Annotated in this window: 20 protein-coding genes and 1 pseudogene; 9 read left to right on the top strand and 12 right to left on the bottom strand. The window is 42.9% G+C overall.

Translation table 11 applies throughout. The annotated features are described in order from the left end of the window. Window positions 1-124: 124 nt before the first annotated feature. Window positions 125-586, bottom strand: coding sequence for a hypothetical protein (locus ACFE90_RS01155; protein WP_375496971.1), 462 nt, complete (start codon window positions 584-586; stop codon window positions 125-127). 60 nt (window positions 587-646) lie between these two features. On the opposite strand from ACFE90_RS01155, the pseudogene ACFE90_RS01150 reads away from it, so the two are divergent. Both ACFE90_RS01150 and ACFE90_RS01145 read left to right on the top strand, forming a co-directional pair. After that, a pseudogene (locus ACFE90_RS01150) lies at window positions 647-832 on the top strand (cupin domain-containing protein); the annotation flags it as partial. A 284-nt stretch (window positions 833-1116) separates the two neighbouring features. Further along, window positions 1117-1293 carry a hypothetical protein gene (locus ACFE90_RS01145; protein WP_375496969.1) on the top strand — a complete coding sequence of 59 codons (177 nt, stop codon included), beginning with the start codon at window positions 1117-1119 and terminating at the stop codon, window positions 1291-1293. Between the two features lie 83 nt (window positions 1294-1376). Here the strand turns inward: ACFE90_RS01145 and ACFE90_RS01140 are convergent, their stop codons facing one another. The 7 genes from ACFE90_RS01140 to dnaJ form a co-directional block, all read right to left on the bottom strand. After that, window positions 1377-1574, bottom strand: a complete 198-nt coding sequence (locus ACFE90_RS01140) for a DUF6887 family protein (protein ID WP_069070282.1) — start codon at window positions 1572-1574, stop codon at window positions 1377-1379. A gap of 54 nt (window positions 1575-1628) precedes the next feature. Continuing rightward, window positions 1629-1700, bottom strand: a complete 72-nt coding sequence (locus tag ACFE90_RS01135) for a hypothetical protein (protein WP_375496973.1) — start codon at window positions 1698-1700, stop codon at window positions 1629-1631. A 120-nt stretch (window positions 1701-1820) separates the two neighbouring features. After that, window positions 1821-3410, bottom strand: coding sequence for a glycoside hydrolase family 57 protein (locus ACFE90_RS01130; RefSeq protein ID WP_375496967.1), 1590 nt, complete (start codon window positions 3408-3410; stop codon window positions 1821-1823). A gap of 589 nt (window positions 3411-3999) precedes the next feature. Beyond that, window positions 4000-4740, bottom strand: coding sequence for a Uma2 family endonuclease (locus ACFE90_RS01125; protein ID WP_375496965.1), 741 nt, complete (start codon window positions 4738-4740; stop codon window positions 4000-4002). 155 nt (window positions 4741-4895) lie between these two features. Continuing rightward, complete coding sequence (gene rsgA / locus ACFE90_RS01120) at window positions 4896-5999, bottom strand: small ribosomal subunit biogenesis GTPase RsgA (RefSeq protein ID WP_375496963.1); 1104 nt, start codon at window positions 5997-5999, stop codon at window positions 4896-4898. Beyond that, entirely contained in the window at window positions 5996-6253 is a 258-nt protein-coding gene (locus tag ACFE90_RS01115; protein ID WP_375496961.1) for a sulfurtransferase TusA family protein, read from the bottom strand. The genes rsgA and ACFE90_RS01115 overlap by 4 nt, the downstream gene beginning before the upstream one ends. Further along, the gene (gene dnaJ / locus ACFE90_RS01110; protein ID WP_375496959.1) at window positions 6253-7380 is read right to left on the bottom strand and encodes a molecular chaperone DnaJ; all 1128 of its coding nucleotides are present in this window, start codon (window positions 7378-7380) and stop codon (window positions 6253-6255) included. The genes ACFE90_RS01115 and dnaJ overlap by 1 nt, the downstream gene beginning before the upstream one ends. A 220-nt stretch (window positions 7381-7600) precedes the next feature. Here dnaJ and ACFE90_RS01105 point away from each other — a divergent pair, with 220 nt between their 5' ends. Continuing rightward, the gene (locus ACFE90_RS01105; protein WP_375496957.1) at window positions 7601-7816 is read left to right on the top strand and encodes a hypothetical protein; all 216 of its coding nucleotides are present in this window, start codon (window positions 7601-7603) and stop codon (window positions 7814-7816) included. Between the two features lie 268 nt (window positions 7817-8084). On the opposite strand, the gene dnaK is transcribed toward ACFE90_RS01105, so the two are convergent. Next, window positions 8085-10043 (bottom strand): molecular chaperone DnaK, encoded by a 1959-nt coding sequence (gene dnaK, locus ACFE90_RS01100; RefSeq protein WP_375496955.1) that lies wholly within the window; start codon window positions 10041-10043, stop codon window positions 8085-8087. Window positions 10044-10269: 226 nt separating this feature from the next. Next, window positions 10270-11019: a nucleotide exchange factor GrpE gene (grpE, locus tag ACFE90_RS01095; protein ID WP_375496953.1), complete on the bottom strand. Its 750-nt coding sequence runs from the start codon at window positions 11017-11019 to the stop codon at window positions 10270-10272. Window positions 11020-11228: 209 nt separating this feature from the next. On the opposite strand from grpE, the gene ACFE90_RS01090 reads away from it, so the two are divergent. Next, window positions 11229-11351: a hypothetical protein gene (locus ACFE90_RS01090; RefSeq protein ID WP_375496951.1), complete on the top strand. Its 123-nt coding sequence runs from the start codon at window positions 11229-11231 to the stop codon at window positions 11349-11351. A 702-nt stretch (window positions 11352-12053) separates the two neighbouring features. Here ACFE90_RS01090 and ACFE90_RS01085 read toward each other — a convergent pair. Continuing rightward, the gene (locus ACFE90_RS01085) at window positions 12054-12341 is read right to left on the bottom strand and encodes a hypothetical protein (protein ID WP_375496949.1); all 288 of its coding nucleotides are present in this window, start codon (window positions 12339-12341) and stop codon (window positions 12054-12056) included. A 531-nt stretch (window positions 12342-12872) separates the two neighbouring features. Between ACFE90_RS01085 and ACFE90_RS01080 the strand changes: the two genes are divergently transcribed. From ACFE90_RS01080 to ACFE90_RS01065, 4 genes are all read left to right on the top strand, one after another. Continuing rightward, on the top strand, window positions 12873-14876 hold the full coding sequence (locus tag ACFE90_RS01080; protein WP_375496947.1) for a GspE/PulE family protein: 2004 nt from the start codon (window positions 12873-12875) through the stop codon (window positions 14874-14876). Window positions 14877-15000: 124 nt separating this feature from the next. Next, complete coding sequence (locus ACFE90_RS01075; RefSeq protein ID WP_229453549.1) at window positions 15001-16128, top strand: type IV pilus twitching motility protein PilT; 1128 nt, start codon at window positions 15001-15003, stop codon at window positions 16126-16128. A gap of 76 nt (window positions 16129-16204) precedes the next feature. Continuing rightward, window positions 16205-17428 (top strand): type II secretion system F family protein, encoded by a 1224-nt coding sequence (locus ACFE90_RS01070; protein WP_375496945.1) that lies wholly within the window; start codon window positions 16205-16207, stop codon window positions 17426-17428. Between the two features lie 126 nt (window positions 17429-17554). Next, window positions 17555-18115 carry a hypothetical protein gene (locus tag ACFE90_RS01065; protein ID WP_375496943.1) on the top strand — a complete coding sequence of 187 codons (561 nt, stop codon included), beginning with the start codon at window positions 17555-17557 and terminating at the stop codon, window positions 18113-18115. A gap of 150 nt (window positions 18116-18265) precedes the next feature. Here the strand turns inward: ACFE90_RS01065 and ACFE90_RS01060 are convergent, their stop codons facing one another. Next, on the bottom strand, window positions 18266-19288 hold the full coding sequence (locus ACFE90_RS01060) for a saccharopine dehydrogenase-like oxidoreductase (protein WP_375496941.1): 1023 nt from the start codon (window positions 19286-19288) through the stop codon (window positions 18266-18268). A 430-nt stretch (window positions 19289-19718) separates the two neighbouring features. On the opposite strand from ACFE90_RS01060, the gene ACFE90_RS01055 reads away from it, so the two are divergent. Next, the gene (locus ACFE90_RS01055; protein ID WP_375496939.1) at window positions 19719-19922 is read left to right on the top strand and encodes a hypothetical protein; all 204 of its coding nucleotides are present in this window, start codon (window positions 19719-19721) and stop codon (window positions 19920-19922) included. The last annotated feature ends 86 nt before the right edge of the window (window positions 19923-20008 follow it).

The following is a 20008-nucleotide window of genomic DNA, read 5'->3' as shown; positions in this document are numbered from 1 at the left end:
AAATTGGTTTACTAATTGTTGTTACTGTACCTCATAAACCTCAAATACGCTGTAACTGCTACTAGACTTTGAAAATGTCGATAAATGAATCTTATTAGAATCTCACTAGCCAGAAATTATATAACTAATCTTTCACTGGCTGTATGGACTGAAGTTGATGTTTAACCATACGTATAAACAAAGGCAATTCAGTTTCTAATAACCTAATTTGTTCCTCTAAAAGTTCCTTGCTACTGCCATGATGAGTAATATAAACTTTTGTATTTTGTTTTAACCGTAAATAACTGTGAAAACAAAAAAACTCTCCATCAATACAAAATGTATAAGCATACAACTGTTGAAAATTTTTTGAGTAGCCACTAATACCAGAAATATAAAATTCGGTTAAGTATTGCTCATGCTTTTGAATCCATTCATCTTTGATAAGATATACTTGTCGTTTAATATTTCTATTTAATTCGGTAGTTTTAAACCATTTATTTAATAATCTGATAGCTTCAGCTAATGCGATAGCTTCAGTTTTATAGTTTTGTGAAAATTCCGACCAAAGCCGACTAGCAGATAAATCTTTTCCTTTCTTATTCATAAAATTTCAAGAGTGGCGATCACGTATTAAAACGAAAATAAAAACTCCTCATTCCAGTTTTTCTTTATCTTATCTGGAAAGGCAACTTTAGAAATCGATAGTTTCCACCAAGTGCTTTCTCAACACGAAGGTGTAGAAGTTCCGCCTAATGTTCCTCATCAGATGCTCAATGAAAGCGATCGCAATCTGGAATTTTTGGTGATTTCACAGCCTCCCAGTCATGGCGATCGGGTTTTGGTTAGTTAGCTGTAGTAAGAAAATTATCTGTGGCACATTAAAGCAACACAAAGGTAATCTAAATAGTGTGCCAGAATTTCCTGGACTTTAAGTTGCCACTCAGCTTCTTCGTCACTGACGATCTGATTTCCCTTTAACATATTTGCAAAGGCTTTTATTCCTGCATCTTCGCCCAATTCATACCATTCACTATTGGGAGTTACAATCGCATACGGTACTACTTGAGGTAAATCAGCAACCCGACACGGATAGGGTATAGGTGTTCCTGATTCTACAGGTTCAAATTCTATAAAATGGAAGCAGGAAAACTGCGTTTTTACAATCCAGCTACGGGTCAAACACTCCTAACTCATGAAGAGGAAGCAGCAGCACGACAAGCCGCAGAAGAAGCTCGACAGCAAACGGAACAAAAGGTGCAAAGATTAGCTGCTAAACTTCGAGAATTAAATATTGATCCAGATAGCCTTTAGCTAAATCCGGCAGTGTTAATAAAATAATAGGGTGAGTATGATTTACACCACCCTAATTATGCTTAGTGAATTAGACAATAATCTCAAAGTTCTCCATTAATCTTGCGCCTGATGATTTCCATCTGGGCTTGCATATCAGCTTCTGTCACAGGCATAGGATAGCCTTTAGAATTAGGGTCACGTTTGCTCATTAAAAAACGTAGAGCCTCAATGTCTTCGCGGTTTTCCACCACGTAAGCTCTCAACTCTGTAAAACTCATTTGCTCATAATTCTGGTTCATTGACAAAATCCCAGATTCCATTATTTAGTACAATGACTTGCAGTTCATCTCCAGCTAGGATGTAAACTTGCCTGTTTTGTCGTCAAATCGAAATAAGCGGATGTCTTTGTACAAATTTGACAGCATTTGGCAAATCCTTACACAGGCTAAGGCTTGCTCTGTTGTTGGTAAAATAAACGTTCCTCACTACTAATAATATAGGGTGAGCAATGCCCACCCTACTGCTGTTGATTATTTTTTGTGAGACTATAACGGACGATAGACGCGATAGTTGATTTCGGGGAAGATATTATCCATTAACTCGACTTTTTCCAACCAGCCACTGTCAACTTTGCCGATTTTAACGTCTTCATAGAGCTTATTAAACCGCATCAGGTGCGATCGCGTCCGTCTAACTGCATAGGGTACCATTGTTCCCGTCCGCATAATAAATGCCCAGTCAGAAGATTGTGCTAATAACAATTCCCTCGCCGCTTGGTTGAGCGCTCTCCACTGCAATTCATCCTCTGGTTCCAAATGCGAGATTTCAATCATCCGTTCAGCAGCTTTGTGCAAATGCGGATAAACCCATGCGTTCGTTTCATTCAACCAGTATTCGTGAAAACCCTTAAAACCCCAACTCGACTGCGAAGGACGACAGACTTGCTGAGTCGGCTGATCTCGCAAATAGTCTGCTAAATGGGTCATTTGATATGTTTTTTGGTCATACCACGACTTACGGAATAGGTAATCGATGAACCAGGGGCCTTCGTACCACCAATGTCCAAATAACTCTGCGTCATAAGGCGAAACGATAATTGGCGGGCGCTGCATCATACCATAGAGATGCTCAGATTGCTGCTCTCGGTTATACATAAAGTTAGCAGCGTGTTCTGCCGCCTTTTCCCTAGCCCAATAAGGATCATAAAGCGCCTTATCTGAAAGTCCTAAACCACGCCCAGTAATTTTGTGATACTTAATACCCGTATTTTTTCGCTGACCATTGGGCATAATGTAGGGTTTGATATACTCATATTCTGCTTCCCAGCCCAAATCTTTATAAAATTCTCGATATTCTGCCGCCCCAGGATAGCCCACTTCAGAAGACCATACCTGTTGGGAAGATTCATGATCTCGACCAAAAACAGCAACACCAGTTTCTGTATAAATTGGGGCATAAGTGCCAAAGCGCGGACGGGGACGGGCGTAAAGGATGCCATGCCCATCAGTGAGGAAGTAGCGTAACCCAGCATCGGCTAGCATCCGATCTAAACCTTCATAGTAGGCACATTCCGGCAACCAAATGCCTCTGGGCGGTTGTCCAAAGGTTTGCTCGTAATGTTCGCAGGCTACCTGAATTTGCGCCCACACCGCTTCTGGATACATTTTCATCAACGGCAAATAGCCATGAGTAGCGCCGCAAGTGATGATTTCCAGGTTGTTGCTGTCTTGGAACTGCTTAAAAGCTGTCACCAAGTCACCTTGATTGCATTCCCATATCTGACGCGCTTCTTTAAACTCAGTAATGTAATGTTCGGCTAAATAACGAAGATGTCCGTTATTGACATTATGTTCTGCTTCTAGTTCTATAAGTTCTTCTAGTTGGGTCAAGTGTGCGTCATAGCGTTCTTGCAGCAGAGGGTCACGAAGCATCGACACTAGAGGTGGTGTCATACTCATCGTGATTTTAAAGTCGATACCGTCTCGCTTTAAGCCTTCAAATACTTTCAATAATGGAATGTAGGTTTCTGTGATGGCTTCATAGAGCCATTCTTCCTCCAGCACGTAGTCACTTTCCGGGTGACGAACGAAGGGCAGATGTGCGTGAAGTACAAGCGCGACGTAGCCGATAGCCATAGTGATTTTGGGGTGATACTTGTAAGTTGAAGGTCGAGAGGTTTGGCTGAAATTAACAATATTTTAAGACTTTATGGGGATAGTGAAGATACGAGTGTCAACTATTTCACATAAAAGGAACGCTTAGGTTGCTGCTTCATGTTAACTGTTCATCTCTAACCAAATTATCAATCCTAATCTCTAGTACCTACTAGATGTACATGACTTAAAGTCGTGACAAGTATATTTCCCAACTTTTTAGGTGCATAGTGTAAAAGCAGCGAAGTTGGAATGTATCTACTAATTACTATTTTCATGTTCAGCAAGATACTGGTATCAAGCTTCACTAATTTCCCAAACTCCACGTCGGGAATCACTCTTTACAAGTCCTTCTTTCATCAATTCGTGATGTGTATGATTACCTCTACTATTTTTTGATCGGCGATCGCCAGAATTATTCAAAAAAACGCTGAACTCGAACGCCGAAACTTAGTAACAGTGGTGATATAATTTCGTCATCAGCCAGCAAAGTTGCGAACAGTTTTAGAGATTGTCCAACGGACTTTATCAGATATTGTTTGGTTCATAGTACTATTTTCCCATGCCTTTTTCAGAATATTTGCTCAGGATCAATACCTGCGGCTCGTAATCGTTCTGTCAATATTGCAGACCGTTCACGTTCCTGTTTTAGCTCTTGATTTGTTTGCTGTAATTGTTGGTTTGTTTGCTGTAATTGTTGGTTTGATTCTTCCTCTGGCAACATTACCAGTTGCCTGTCTGGTGTAAAAAAACGTAATTTGCCTAAATATACTGCCAAATACAGCCCTAATTGCTGACTCCACAACCAACCAGACTCAATAGGTACAAGTTCTTGGTATTGCCCATCAACTATGTGAAATCCCTGTAATTCTAGGTTATTTGGGTCAAACCAAAAGTAATCTGGAGTGCGAAATGTATTCTGATATATTTGTTTTTTCAAACCTTTATCAACCGAGGCAGTGGAATTAGATAATAGCTCAATAATCACATTGGGATATTTGCCGTCTTCTTGCCACACAACCCAGCTTTTGCGGTCTTTTTTTTCTGTATCTAAAACCACAAAGAAATCAGGGCCTCGAAATTCTTCTGACTTTTTCTGGTTAGGACTGAAGTAGATTGTCAGGTTACCGGTAGCATAAAAATCCTGACGATCACGCCACCACCATTTGATGAGGCGGATAAGTAAATCAATTTGTTCGCGGTGTAAATCAGATTCCAATGGGGGTTCGTCACTATAGATGTCGCCTGGTGGGAAAATTATACTTTCATTGACATCTTTTACACTAGTGGTGGTAGCAAGGGGCTGAGACATACAAGATAGTTTTTCTATTTGTATCCATGCTATCGTGACCAACCTTTACATAGAAGAAGTGGGACACCGATAGCGAAGCGGTAGCGAGTCAGACGCTCCTGCGTCGCTAACGCTGCGCTATCGAGCGTCATAGCCCGTCGTAGACATCGCACTCCTTATTCCTCATCCCGATATAATTCCTGCAAGTTCTGTAACTGAGTCTTGCGGGAAATGCGGCGATATTTTTTACTTTCTAGCTTGGGTTCGTATTGACTCTGCCCTTTGGCTTTGCTTTTTAACTTCATCGTAGATTCAGGATCGGCTTGTTGGTGCAGCTGAGTTTGACGGGCGATCGCAGCATCCAAAAATTCTAAATAATGTTCATATCGTTCCCAGTCTCCCCGCACCGCACATTCAGGCTCGTCTTGATGCAGACAATCGCTAAACCGACAGCTAGCAACTGCTAACCGCTTTCTTGCTTCTGGGAAATAATGAATTAATTCTTCTGGTATACAATCCATATCCGGCTGATTAAAACCAGGAGTGTCTGCAAGCATTCCACCATTAGGTAACTCAAATAATTCTATATGGCGAGTGGTATGACGACCACGAGCTAGTTTGCCAGAAACTTCCCCTACTCGCAGTTTGGCAGATTCAATCAGCGTATTAATCAGGCTGGATTTACCCACGCCGGAAGGCCCAGCAATTACAGTAATTTTACTGCTCAAATATCTGGCTGCCTGGTTAGTATTTATACCGTCTTTAACGCTGATAAATATTGGTTCATAACCCCAACCAAGGAGGCGATTGCTAATTTGCTGCTGTTCCTGCTGTGTAATTAAATCACTTTTATTCAAACATAAAAGTACATCTAAGCCAGTAGACTCAGCCTTAATCAGAAACCGACTCAGTTGATAAGGTTCCAAAGGTGGATCGGCAACGGCAAATACCAATAGGATTTGGTTGACATTAGCGATCGCCGGACGATCTAATTCGCTTTGGCGGGGTAAAACATCAGCGATCGCACCCCGTCCCCCAGCCCAGTCTGGTTCTTCTACCACAACGCGATCGCCTACCATCACCTGTTGACCGATTTTTTTCAGCCGTGTTCGGCGAGTACAGAGGAGGATAGGAAGATAGGGAAGATAAGAACAATCTTGCTCCCTCATCTCCTCGATCTTTCTATCCTCTTGATCCAGCTGTACTCGGTAAAAATTAGCCTGCACGGCTAGCACCGTACCCAATAACTGCCCAGTTGCGGCAAAATTTTCCCCTGTCATTGGCCAGCAACTGGACGGCGTACTAACAGAGAAAAATAACTACTACAGTCTGTAATTTGTTCCACCTGATAACCTGCCATTGTCAGACTATCGGGAACCTGCTCAATCGGCTCACCAGGGTCTAGCCAGACTTCTAGTAAACCTCCCAATGGCATTTTTTCCAGACGTAATTTTGTCCGCACAAAATTAATTGGGCAAGGAGTGCCGCGTAAATCAAGTTGAGCATCAGGAGTTAAAAGAGAAGAGGGCTTCATTACTTAAATAAATTTCCCAAGAATCCTTCTATACCGCCTTTACCAGTGCGATCTCCCTTAATTTTAGCCAGCTTCTCCAATAATTCCCTCTCCTCAGGGGTGACCTTGTTGGGAATATCAATTAATACTGTCAGCATGTGATCCCCTCGACTGACGGGATTACCCAAACGAGGTACGCCGCGATTTTCCAACTTCATCACCGTATTAGGCTGGGTTCCAGCCGGAATGATCAGTTCCACAGGGCCATCTACCGTATCTACCTCTAAGCGACAACCTAAAATCGCTTGCAGGTAGCTAAGTTTGATTTCCGAGAGAATATTAATGCCATCCCGTTGGAATTCCTCGTCCTCATTTACAAACAAGTAAACGTACAAATCCCCAGGAGGGCCACTGCGTTGGCCGGCATCTCCTTCACTAGAAATCCGCAAGCGTGTGCCATTATCCACACCAGCCGGAATGGTAATTTTGAGTTTCTTTGTGACTTGATTTGCGCCTTTACCATCACACGCATCACACTTATCTTCAATTACCATCCCTGTCCCATTACAGGTGGGACAAGTCGAAACTTGGGTAAAACTGCCAAAAGGTGTTCTGGTGACACGGCGGACTTGACCCGATCCGGTACAAGTAGAACAAGTCCGGGGGCGGGTTCCAGGTTTAGCACCAGAACCGCTACAAACTTCACAATTTTCTAGATGGGAAATGCGAATTTCTTTTTCCCCGCCAAATACCGCTTCCCGAAAGTCTAACTTCAGGTCTAGCCGCAGGTCATCACCCCTAGCTGGCCCACTGCGCCGTCTTTGTTGCGTGGGATTACCCATACCGCCAGCAAAGCCACTAAAGATGCTTTCAAAGATATCGGCAAAACCACCCATATCGCCAACATCTTGGAAACCTGAGCCAGCACCTGACACACCCTCTGGGCCAAAGCGATCGTAACGAGCGCGGGTTTCTGGCTCTGAGAGTACCTCATAAGCGCGGTTAATTTCTTTAAAGCGATCCTCCGCCCCCGGTTCTTTGTTCACATCTGGGTGATACTTCCGGGCTAAACGGCGATAGGCTTGTTTGATTTCTTCTTTGTCGGTGTCACGAGAGACACCCAGGATTTCATAATAGTCGCGGGCCATATAGCAAAGGTAAAAGTTAGAAGGAAGAAAGCAGAAGGCAGTAGAACGTCACGGTCACTTGCTACCCTACGGAAAAGTGTTTTGCCTACAAATAAAGCAACACAGTATCTTTTAGAGAGCGGCTTGCCGGAGGTTAGGCAGAAGATAAAATAAATTTTTGTTAATAACTGATTTTACCCTTTACCTTTTATAAAAATCACCGACAAATCTTGAGCAACAGGTGCTTTCCTCGTGGAAGACGACAAAAGCGATAGAAGTTAGCAGCAGGGGAAGCCTATGCTCAGACTTCTCACTGCCGAGTCGGCTGTCTCTTTTACAATTGTGCTACGTAGGAGAGGAAAACCCCGCCCATCAACCAGAGGGGCTAGCCGCACCATTAGGTGTGGAAAACCACCCTTATGCAATGGAAGTGCATCTGAACTGGCACACTGCCTAGCCCACAGTAATTTGCTTCTACAATCTAGCAAACTGCTGGGGTCTTGTGAAACTTCGCTAAATTTATAATCTAAATATATAGATATATTAAAGTGCCTTAAGAAAAATCTGCAACTTAGGGGAGTGGGTAAGAGGCAGGGGAGCTCTTAGCTGGGGGCAAGGAAGAAAATAAAGAATTACCTTTTTATTTACTCTTTCCCCTCTGCTCCCAGCTAAGAGCTCCCAGCTAAGAGCTCCCTGCCCCTCTGCCTCTTCCCAATGCCCAACCCCTAATCTATCGCCTCATAATCAACCTGGGCAGTACTTTCTTCGTCAAAATCAAAGTTGAATTGTGGTATTAGTGTGCCATTCATTGGTAAGTCTACTTCTGGGGTAAAGACATTAGCTGAAGCCTCCTCAATCTCATCACTTTGGCTATTAGCTCGATTGTAAACATCAGCACCAATTGCAAACAAGGTTTGTTGGAAGTCGTCTAAGCGCTGCTTAAATTCCACTGTGGAAATACTAGAGTCAATCATTGCAGCTTGGAGTTGTGAAACTTTTTCACTAGCCAAGGTTTTCATCTGGTCGCCGATAAAGCTGCTGTTATCCTTAATGGTGGATTCGTAACTGAACAACAGATTATCTGCTTGATTTTTGAGTTCAACCAGTTCTTTACGTCTTCTATCTTCGTCGGAAAACAGTTCTGCCTCTTGGCGCATCCGTTCGACTTCGTTGGTACTTAAACCACCTGTATTGGTAATCCTGATACTTTGTTCTCTACCTGTACCTTTGTCTTGGGCAGAAACCTTCAAGATGCCGTTGACATCGATTTCAAAGGATACTTCAATTTGCGGCACACCACGGGGCGATGGGGGAATTCCTGCTAGTAGAAACTTGCCGAGACTCTTGTTGTCTCGTGACATTGCCCGTTCACCTTGGAGGATATGAATTTCTACCGAGGTTTGCCCATCAACTGCTGTGGAAAAAATTTGTGACTTACTGGTGGGAATTGTGGTATTGCGTTCAATAATTTTGGTAAACACTTCACCCAAAGTTTCAATTCCCAAGGACAGAGGAGTGACATCTAATAGTAAAAGATTATCTACTTCGCCACCCAACACACCTGCTTGGATAGCCGCTCCCAATGCTACGGCTTCGTCAGGGTTGATGGAGCGATCGGGAGCTTTGCCATTGAAAAACTTAATTAGCGCGTTTTGGACTGCGGGAATACGGGTAGAACCACCTACCAAAATAATCCGATCTATATTTTGTGGTTTGAGATCCGCATCTTTGAGCGCTTGGATCATTGGTTCAATGGTGGCTTCAATTAATTTTCCTGCCAGTTCTTCAAATTTAGAGCGGCTGAGTTCCATCTCCAGATGCTTTGGTCCGGTGTCATCAGCAGTAATAAATGGCAAGTTGATGGAGGTATTCACCATACTGGAGAGTTCAATTTTTGCCTTTTCTGCTGCTTCCCGCAGGCGTTGCAGTGCCATTTTATCTTGGGAAAGGTCAATTTTCTCTTGTTGCTGGAAGCGTTCCATCATCCAAAGGACGATCGCATTATCAAAGTCGTCTCCACCCAGTTGATTGTTACCGCTAGTCGCCTTAACTTCAAAAACGCCATCCCCAAGTTGCAAGATCGATACGTCGAAGGTTCCGCCTCCTAAGTCAAATACTAAAATTAGCTGCTCTTGGTCTTGCTTGTCCAATCCGAAAGCTAAAGCCGCAGCTGTTGGTTCATTGATGATTCGCAGGACTTCTAATCCTGCAATTGTGCCAGCATCTTTAGTTGCTTGTCTTTGGGCATCTGTGAAATATGCTGGTACGGTAATCACTGCTTGAGTAACTTCCTCACCTAAGAAGCTTTCTGCATCCTGCTTAAGCTTTTGCAGGATCATGGCGGACAATTCTTGTGGTGTGTAGTTTTTTGAGCGAATTTGGACATCAACGGTATCGTCTCGACCTTTGACACAGTTGTAAGGGACGCGATCGCGTTCTGTTTCAGTGTCTTCCCAACGCCGCCCGATAAATCGTTTAATACTGTAAATTGTGTTTTCGGCATTGGTTACGGCTTGGCGCTTTGCCAATTGACCAATCAAGCGATCGCCACTCTTCCCAAATCCCACAATACTTGGAGTAGTTCGTCCACCTTCAGAATTGGAGATCACCAGTGGTTGACCGCCCTCCAAAACTGCGACGCAACTGTTAGTAGTGCCTAAGTCGATGCCAATAACTTTTCCCATAATTATCAGTATTTTTACTGAGTTTACTGCTGTAATATGTCGCGGACTAACTTTTTTGCTCTGAACCAAGGCTAGCGGATAACGTCTGTGGAACCCCTATTACTGGTAGCAAGAGAGAAATTTAAACACAGAGAGTTATCCAAAGCCTTGTCCAAGTTTTAGGTACGCGATGCTCGTCCTTACTAGAACCTAGGCACTTTTGGTCAGCGAGGCGAGCGACTACAGCTTAACTGCTGGCTGAACTCGACTGATCTTCTGGTGCAGAAGGTGTATCTTCCTTGGGAGCAGCTACTTTGACCATTGCATGGCGTAGTACACGATCACCCAAGTAATATCCGCGCACTAACTCTTCTAACACTGTTCCTTCAGGATGTTCATCCGTAGGTTCGCGCATTACTGCTTCGTGCAAGTTCGGATCAAATTCTTGACCTTCAGGACGCATTGGTGATACACCCAAGCGCTTCAAGCTATCTACCAATTGTTTGTAAACGCCTTGGTAACTTTTGTGCATGGTCATTTCGCCTTCAGATTGCGGTTTTAGGTGCGATCGCGCCCGCTCAAAATTATCGACCACTGGCAGCAATTCTAGAATGGTGTTCCGCTTGATCTGTGTCTCTAACTCTTCTTTTTCTTTGCTGGTACGTTTCCGGTAATTCTCAAAATCAGCGGCAATCCGCATATATTGAGTACTACGCTCTTCTAACTGCGTTTTGAGAGAGTCGTTTTGTTGAGTCAGTTCTACCAAAGCTGCTGTTTCCACTCCAGTTTTCTCACTTGCAGCGACGCTATTTTCTGGATTGAGATTAGCCGTATCCCCCGATACATTAGTTTGGGCTGTCACTTGCTCTGTCACCTCGCTACCAGATTCATTGAAATTAATTTGGGCTGGGGAGTCACTCTTCATTGCTTGCTTTACCTCTGTTGGTTCACCCAATTGCTGGCTTGTATTGTTTATCTGTTTATTTTCATCCATCATTGTCTACTCATTCCAGATGCTTTTGATGGCAGTGTATCTCCACAGCTTGCAACCGTCGTCATCCACGGCTTGCCACTGAGGCTGATTTTATTGCCGACAAGTTTCTGAAAATGATATAACCGCCCTCTTATTGTGACAAATGGTGAACACCTTAGCCCAGACGCCACTAAGGCGGGAAGCCGAACGAGTAGTGTACCTTTAAGAATCAAATGGGGCTAGGTTTTAAAGATTTGTTAAGCGAGTCTGTAATTGCGCAAGCCATGAGTGAACGCAAAAAAAATTCCGAGAATGCGATCGCTTACGATGGGCGGGTAAGCGATCACAAGTTTTGACACCCAGGAATTTGATTCATTTATGGAACTTTATCGGGTTCAATTAACCCACCAGAAAGGAATTTTTCTATACTAGACCTCTTGCAAAAGTCCCTAACGCTCCACCCCCAACCCCTCCTTGCTCTTCGGGCTACGGTGTACACACAAGTTCTGTCCACATACGTTTCAAATCTTTTACCCACATTTTTGTCAGAGTTAAACTGTCACACTTACGGACATCCCGCCCTAAACTAAAGTTTAGCGGCTCTATAGCTGAAGTCTACTTAAGTGGGCTGAACAATCAATTTAGTCCACTTAAGTGGACTTCAGCTATGAGACTCGGAATTCATTCCGAGGCGCGATAGAAACGGAGTGCGAGATTTATTAATAAAGATATAAGCGATACAAGCTACCCAAAAAGAAACAACAAAAATGCTGTTGGGTAAGTCGATTGTTGAAAGATTTGAGTATCAGCAATAGCAGCACACCCTCGAACAGGAGAAAAGCCGTTATCCCATCCCAACAGTTATCCCTGCCGTTTGCCGTAGAGTGCCAGGTATCAAAAACGGGAAATCAGGAAGTGGAAAAATTTATCCTAGCTAACCGTCGCAGTAACTTTCTTTGGCGATGCGGGTTTTTAATATTATGCTCTTTCTAGCATTTCAGGGCGCACCAAGGGCGAGTATTCCTTCCGCCGAGAGCGAGTATTCTATAATGCGACAATTAAAATAAAAAAATATTTCTAATAATATATACAAGTATTTCGACGACGATATAAAAACCATATAACTTCAGAAAGGTGGCTACCCATAACCACCCATAATAGGTAATAAGACGATCAGAATCACCAAATCCATCCGTATGGGTCAGAACAGATGGGTCAGAACTGTTAAAAAATGAAAAATTGGATGGGTCAGAAGGATTGTTATCGAAAGCGTGTGCAGGAGATGTAGTGGCAAGCATACCAGCAGCACTACCAACAACTAAAGGAAGAATGCCAAATAGCTTCATCAGAGTTTTACAATAATCAAGATCATACAATAATAACAAAAAAATAAAAAGAGCTACAAAACTAAAAACTACATAAAAAATAATAAAAAAATTGAAGAAGAATTCAGAAGCCAGAATACAGGAGTCAGAATCAAGACGCTCGCGGACTCGCTAACGCTGCGCTATCAGTCGGGGATTCAGACCCGCGACTTTCTTGTTGACCACCAAATCTACGATTTGGTGGGGGTCTTAAACCCAGTTATTCATCCGCCACTCGCACAGAAAACATTGCTGAATTCTGACTCCTGACTCCTGAATTCTGTTCGATAAATAAAAAATAAAAAATAAAAATAGAACGGCTACTTATTACAGGAGAAATACGTAGATAGAATTACGCGAAACGCGGCTCGAATCAGGAGGAAGTGTTGAGCAAAGCGGCGGCTTTTGTTGCTGAGAAGTTGGGCGACTTAGGACTTTTTTGGTAAATGAGAATTCTGTCTCACAGCCTGGGAATACTTTAAAGCAGAGGTTTCCCAAATTAATTGCTCATTTATGAACTCGTCACCACAACGGCGCAGTACCGCTCTAACTACTAGAACAGAGTTTTCACCCTTCGGCAACAAGCTAGTGCAATCTGGCTATGTCAATACCGAACAGATGAGACAGGCACTAATTGAAAGCCGCAAATCTGGCAGACCCTTAACGGAAGTATTAGAGTCAATCACTGGGCAACAACTATCACCTGAGTTGCTCAGGCAATACAAAAAACAGCAGCTATTTGAACTTAAAATACTATACGGTGTTGAATTCCTTGATCCGGAAGTCAATTCCTTTGGCAACACGGAGATGGCGAACCTGATTGAAACCCTCATCCCAGTGGATATTTGCCGTCGTCACCGTTTAGTACCACTATCGAAACACGAAGACCAAACCCCGCCCTCAGTTTTAGTGGCGATGGTCGCTCCAGATAATCTAGAGGCTTCCGATGATCTGAATCGCATCTTGCGCCCCCAAGGCTTGGCGTTGCAGCGCATGGTGATTACACAGGAAGACTATCAACAGCTAATCAACCAATATTTGGATGAAATGGCTGTTAAGCAAAAGCACTTAGAACGAGAAAACTCTACAGATATTAGTCAGGATTTAGAAAATCTTGGAAATCTCGATATTGAGGATGCTCCTGAAGAAATGGAGGCTGATCTAGGGGCAGCGATGAAGGGTGCAGAGGATGCCCCAGTTATCAACCTAGTCAACAGAATCCTGGCTAAAGCCTTGCATGAGGGCGTTTCTGACATTCATATCGAACCGCAAGAAGAAAGCTTACGCATTCGCTTTCGGAAAGATGGCGTACTGCGTGAAGCTTTCCCCTTAATGCCGAAAAAAATCATCCCGGCGGTGACAGCCCGATTTAAAATCATCTCCAATCTAGACATTGCTGAACGCCGTCTACCCCAAGATGGACGCATCCGGCGACTGTTTGAGGGACGTAAGGTAGACTTCCGTGTGAATACCTTGCCCAGTCGCTACGGGGAAAAGGTGGTGCTGCGGATTTTGGATAACTCCTCTACCCAATTGGGATTAGATAAGTTAATTACCGACCCAGAGACTTTGAATATTGTTAAGGATATGGTCAGCCGTCCCTTTGGTCTAATTTTGGTAACTGGGCCAACTGGTTCTGGGAAAACCACTTCGCTGTATTCTGCATTATCAGAAAAGAACGATCCCGGAATTAATATCAGTACTGTGGAAGACCCTATTGAATACAGTCTTCCAGGGATTACTCAAGTACAGGTGATTCGAGAAAAAGGGCTAGATTTTGCTACTGCTCTGCGGGCTTTCTTGCGGCAAGATCCAGATGTGCTACTGGTAGGTGAAACGCGGGATAAGGAAACGGCAAAAACAGCAATTGAGGCTGCCTTGACGGGTCACTTGGTATTAACTACCTTACATACCAATGATGCTCCAGGTGCGATCGCTCGTTTGGGAGAAATGGGGATTGAGCCTTTCATGGTTTCTAGTTCCCTAATTGGCGTTTTAGCTCAACGTTTGGTGCGGCGTGTATGTTCTGAATGTCGTATTGCCTACACCCCCACAACCGAAGAATTAGGTCGTTATGGTCTATCCGCTTCCTCAGATGTCGGAGTTACTTTCTATAAGGCTAACACCTTGACATTAGATGCGATCGCGGAAGCCAAAAGCAAAAATCAGCTTTGCTCAAAATGTAATGGGGTCGGCTACAAAGGGCGTTGTGGTGTTTATGAAGTCATGCGAGTCACCGAAAACCTGCAAACTCTCATCAACGAAGATGCACCCACGGAACGCATCAAGGAAGTGGCAATAGAAGAGGGCATGAAAACCTTGCTGGCTTACAGTTTGGACTTAGTGCGCCAAGGTTCTACCACCCTAGAAGAAGTAGAACGGGTGACGTTTACTGATACTGGTTTAGAAGCCGAGTTAAAAGCCAAACGCAAGACTGGTCTTACCTGCCGGACTTGCGAGGCCACATTGAAACCAGAATGGCTCGATTGTCCCTACTGTATGACATCTCGGTTTTAAGGCTAATAGTCATTAGTTATTAGTCATTGGCCGATGGTTAGTAACTTTAAGCAAATGACAACTGACAAAAGACAAATAACAAAGGACAAAGGACAAATAACAAACATTAAAAGGAAGCAGAACTATGGAAATGATGATTGAAGACCTGATGGAGCAGTTGATTGAAATGGGTGGCTCGGATATGCATTTATCCGCAGGTTTGCCTCCCTACTTTCGTATCAGTGGCAAACTCACCCCCATCGGTGAGCATGTATTAACAGCCGATCAATGTCAAAGGCTGATTTTTAGTATGCTCAACAACACTCAGCGTAAAACCTTAGAGCAGACCTGGGAATTGGATTGTTCTTATGGTGTTAAGGGTTTGGCTCGCTTCCGGGTGAATGTCTATAAAGAACGTGGTGCTTATGCCGCTTGTTTACGGGCATTAAGTTCTAAAATTCCTAACTTTGAAAAATTAGGTCTGCCAGATATAGTGCGGGAAATGTGCGATAAGCCCAGAGGACTTATTCTAGTCACAGGCCCTACAGGTTCCGGTAAGACAACTACCTTAGCGGCAATGATTGACTTGATTAATCGCACCAAGGCAGAGCATATTTTAACGGTGGAAGATCCGATTGAATTTGTCTATGAACCAATTAAAAGCTTGGTTCACCAACGGCAACTGGGAGAAGATACTAAGAGCTTTGCTAATGCTTTGAAAGCAGCCCTGCGGGAAGACCCAGATATTATTCTGGTGGGGGAAATGCGGGATTTAGAAACGATTTCTTTGGCGATTTCCGCAGCAGAAACAGGACACTTAGTATTTGGTACGCTACACACCAGTTCTGCCGCCCAAACTGTTGACCGGATTATCGACGTTTTCCCCCATGAAAGACAAACCCAAGTGCGGGTGCAATTGTCTAACTCCTTAGTGGGAGTATTTAGCCAAACCTTAGTATCTAAGAAAAACCCTAAACCCGGTGAATATGGTCGGGTGATGGCTCAAGAAATTTTGATTGTCACTCCTGCTATTTCCAACTTGATTCGAGAAGGCAAAACATCTCAAATTTACTCGGCTATTCAAACTGGCGGTAAATTGGGAATGCAAACTCTGGAGAAGGTTTTAGCCGATTTTTACAAAGCAGGAACGATTTCCTTTGAAGCGGCGATGTCTAAGACTTCTAAGCCAGATGAAATCCAACGTCTCATCGGTACTTCTGTACCACCGCAGGCAGCAGGTGCGAAACCCGGTGCGGCTGCCAAAGCGCATTAAAGGAACTGGGGACAAGCAGAATAACCCATGCCCAATGTCCCATCTCTAATAAATAACGATTATTTTGAATTGATTTATGCCAACCTACGTTGCCCGCGTTCGGGATTCTCAAGGAAAATCCCGAACAGAAAAAATTACTGCCGAATCTTTGGTGCAAGCTCGTACTAATCTCAGAGATCAAGGTTTTGTAGTCCAAGAACTCAAACAATTTCAAGGATTTCAGCCAAATTTTGACTTAAAAAAATTTCAGAATTCCTTTGTTAAGGTTTCTGTGAAAGACAAAGCCGTTTTTTCTCGTCAATTTGCCGTTTTGATGAATGCGGGAGTTGCGATCGTTAGAAGTTTAGGGGTACTTTCCGAGCAGTGTAGTAATACTAAACTCAAACAAGCCCTAATTGAGATTAGCAACGATGTTCAAAGCGGAATGAATCTTTCAGAGTCAATGCGGAAGCATCCTGACTGCTTTGATGGATTATATGTGAGTATGATTCAAGCTGGCGAAGTTGGTGGTGTTCTAGACGAAGTATTGAATCGTTTAGCCAAGTTGTTAGAAGATGTTGCCCGCTTACAAAACCAAATTAAATCAGCATTGTCTTATCCAAGTGTTGTAGGTTTTATCGCACTTGCTATCTTTCTTGGTATGACCATTTTTCTGATTCCCGTTTTTGCAAAGATTTTTACAGAAATCGGAACTGAATTACCGCCTTTAACACAATTTTTGATGGATGCTAGTCAATTTTTGAGAAGTCCGAAGGTTTTCGTGCTTATCGCTGCTCTTATAGGAGCGAAAATTGCCTTTACACAATACAGTAAAACTCCTGTCGGTCGCTTAACAATTGATCGTTTTTCCCTCAAGATGCCATTGTTTGGTGACTTAATTCAAAAATCTGCGGTTGCCCGCTTTAGCCGAACTTTTGGTTCTTTGACTCGTTCAGGTGTACCAATTTTAACTTGCTTAGAAATTGTCCGAGATACATCAGGAAACAAAGTGATTGCCAATGCCATAGACGCAGCCCGTATAGAGATTCAACAAGGAGGTATGATTAGTATTGCTTTACAAAAAGATAGCGTTTTTCCAGCTATGGCAATTCAGATGATTAGTATCGGAGAAGAAACTGGAGAATTAGATGGAATGTTGATGAAAGTTGCCGATTTCTATGAAGATGAAGTCGAGCAGGCAGTAAAAGCAATGACCAGTATTTTGGAACCAGTTATGATTGTATTTGTAGGGGGTATGGTTGGAACCATTTTGCTAGCAATGTATTTGCCTATGTTTAAGGTATTTGAAAAGTTGGGATAGAGGATTAAAAGTTAATAGTTATAAGTTATGAGTTAGGAATTAAAAGTTTTGTTTCTAACTTTTAACTCTTAACTGATTAATTTTATTCTTAATTCCTAACTCTTAATTTTCACTATTTAATAAACTATGACTGTACAAAAATCTCACTATGAAGCGAGTTTGGCAGAGTACAGCAATCATCTAGCTGCGATCGCCTTACTAAAACAATATCGGCCATACTTGGAGATGATTCCCAGTCTGCGCCGTCCAGATGAAAGTGTCATCACTATCCCCTTGCCAATTGTCCGCCTTCGCAATACTGCTACAACAGCCTCACAAACGATTTGCTTACCTTGTGATGTGGCAATTTTGATGTGCGATCCAGAGTGGAAAATCAAAACTGGAGCAGAAATTCTAATCTTTATTCATCGTGCTGATGAAGACTTTTCTGATTTGTTAGGACGTTGGCGACAAACTCAAGTTTGGCTGGACAATGATTATGAGTGGTTGATGCCTCTCCGTCACAATCATATTTTGAGTGAAGGAGCTAATACTATATATCCTCTATTTGTCATTTTTAGTGAGACTTTAGAACGCATCCAACGAGGACTCATAGGAGCGGAACTTCCATTTATTATACAAAAGCCAGATTCGCTGCTTGAAGAGAATTCCACAGATATTTTTTCTCCAGAAACTCCATCAGCTTAGAAAAGTTAGGAATTAATAGTGAGGAGTTTTAAGTTTAAAATCGCAAGTTCGGAGGTTCTAAATATGCTCCAAATTTGCGATTTTATATTTTTAACTGCTAATTTTTGTACAGACGCGATTAATCGGGTCTGTACTCCTAACTTTTAATTATTACCTGACAAATTGGGGCATAATTTCGGCAGCAGTGAATATTCCATAAATGCCGCGTTGGTGCAATTGTTTACCAGCTTTGAGATAGCCAAAGGCAGGGCCGCAGACATTGGCTGCCATGCTGGTTTCATCTCCTAGAATAAAGGTATGGGTGGAAATCTTACCTTCAAAAGTGCGCCCTGTTACCTTAACGTTGGTGCTGAGGGGCTTTTTAGGATTGCGAGTATCGACTACACCACCAACAGTAACGCGATCTCGCCCCACTATTCCCGCTACCTCTAGCATCACATCATCAGCGTGTTCCATATTCGTCAAGGTAAGTACGCCATTAGTTTTATCTAGTAGTGCTTCTACTTCTGCGTCAGTCATCGCTCTAGCTGTTTCCACTGTGTAACCAGGCATGTGGCCAATATCTTCCCGAACGGTGGCGCGGTAAGCTTCCCAGTTGGCAATTCCCACCCCAAAGGTGATTTCGACTTGATGAATTTCGGCGTAGCTTTGGGCTGCTAAAGCTGCTGCGGCGGTTAACAATCCGGGTGTAGCACCACAGCCTGTCATGTAGGTAATCCCGGCTGCTTGTAGTTCCTCTTTCATTGCCAGTAGTTGTTCTACAGCAGTGGTGCGCTTAATCGCATCCACTAGTACCCCACGCCAACCGGATTTGATAAACTGCTTGGCTACAGAGGGAATAAAATCATTTGGCAAGTTGGGTAAAGCCAGAAAATACCCATCCACAGGTTGAGCTATTTCGATTAAATCCTGAATACTTTGATTTGTTAACGTACCAACTGGCTCTAAATGACCTACTGAATCTTGGGACTGGTAGGTAGCGATGCATTCTTGAGTATTTAAACCATCAGCAGCGTAAGCGTAGCCTTTATGATCTGCTGCTGCGACTAAAATCATTTCCCGTTTGCCAGCAAGTAGCTTGGCAGCTGCTTGTCCTAGTCCGCCGAAACCTAGTACTCCCACGCGTATAGCTGGCGCAATATTTAGAGAATTTTTGACTTTTTCGGAATTCATAGTCAATTGGTTAAGTTGAATCAAAAGCCTTTAGCATTCGGCATCTCAGCTTCCGGCTTGTAACTGGCGGCTGATGGCTGATAGCTCAAAGCTATAGAGGTTAATTATGCTTTATTATCCTTGGTTCTTCGGCTGACGGATGCGTTTTTTTAGCAGAAAGTCTTGGTTGGTGATTTAGTGTGCAGCCATAAAGATACATGTCTACCTTCAAGACATAGGTTAGGGCTTACGTTTTCAAAATTTTTCTGGGTATCACCAAGGTATTTACGGAAAATTCTTAATATTATTTTAAATATAGTAGATATACGGAAATGTTGTGTATAGCAATTTAGTTAGACTAGTTAGGCCATAAGACTTGGCTATATAACGGTATTTTAAGATTTTAGTTGAGATATCTAGACAAGAAGCTTGTAATTAGAGGAGTCTTGTAATGTCTGAAATTCAAGAAAAGCATTATGGTCAAATAAAGTCTTTTATTGAGAGAAATCAATGGTTGTTTTCTGAAAAATTAGAGAGTGGCTGTAAACACATAGACATTCAGAATTGTAAATTTAACAGTTGTGTAAAAGTTTATGAAACAGGTACTGTTCAAGTACAAGGCGCTGAATCCAAGTTAAGAGAGGCACTCAACTAAGCAAAAGCTGCAATTGAGAATGAGGAGGGCATTGGGGATATGCTTCCTTTTGAGATTGAGAGATTCCCAGAACTTTTGAAAGAACG

It is taken from the genome of uncultured Nostoc sp. (assembly GCF_964245445.1).
Classification (GTDB): Bacteria; Cyanobacteriota; Cyanobacteriia; order Cyanobacteriales; family Nostocaceae; genus Nostoc.
Note: the sequence above shows the minus strand (reverse complement) of the source record. Positions and strands in the feature narration are given on the sequence as shown.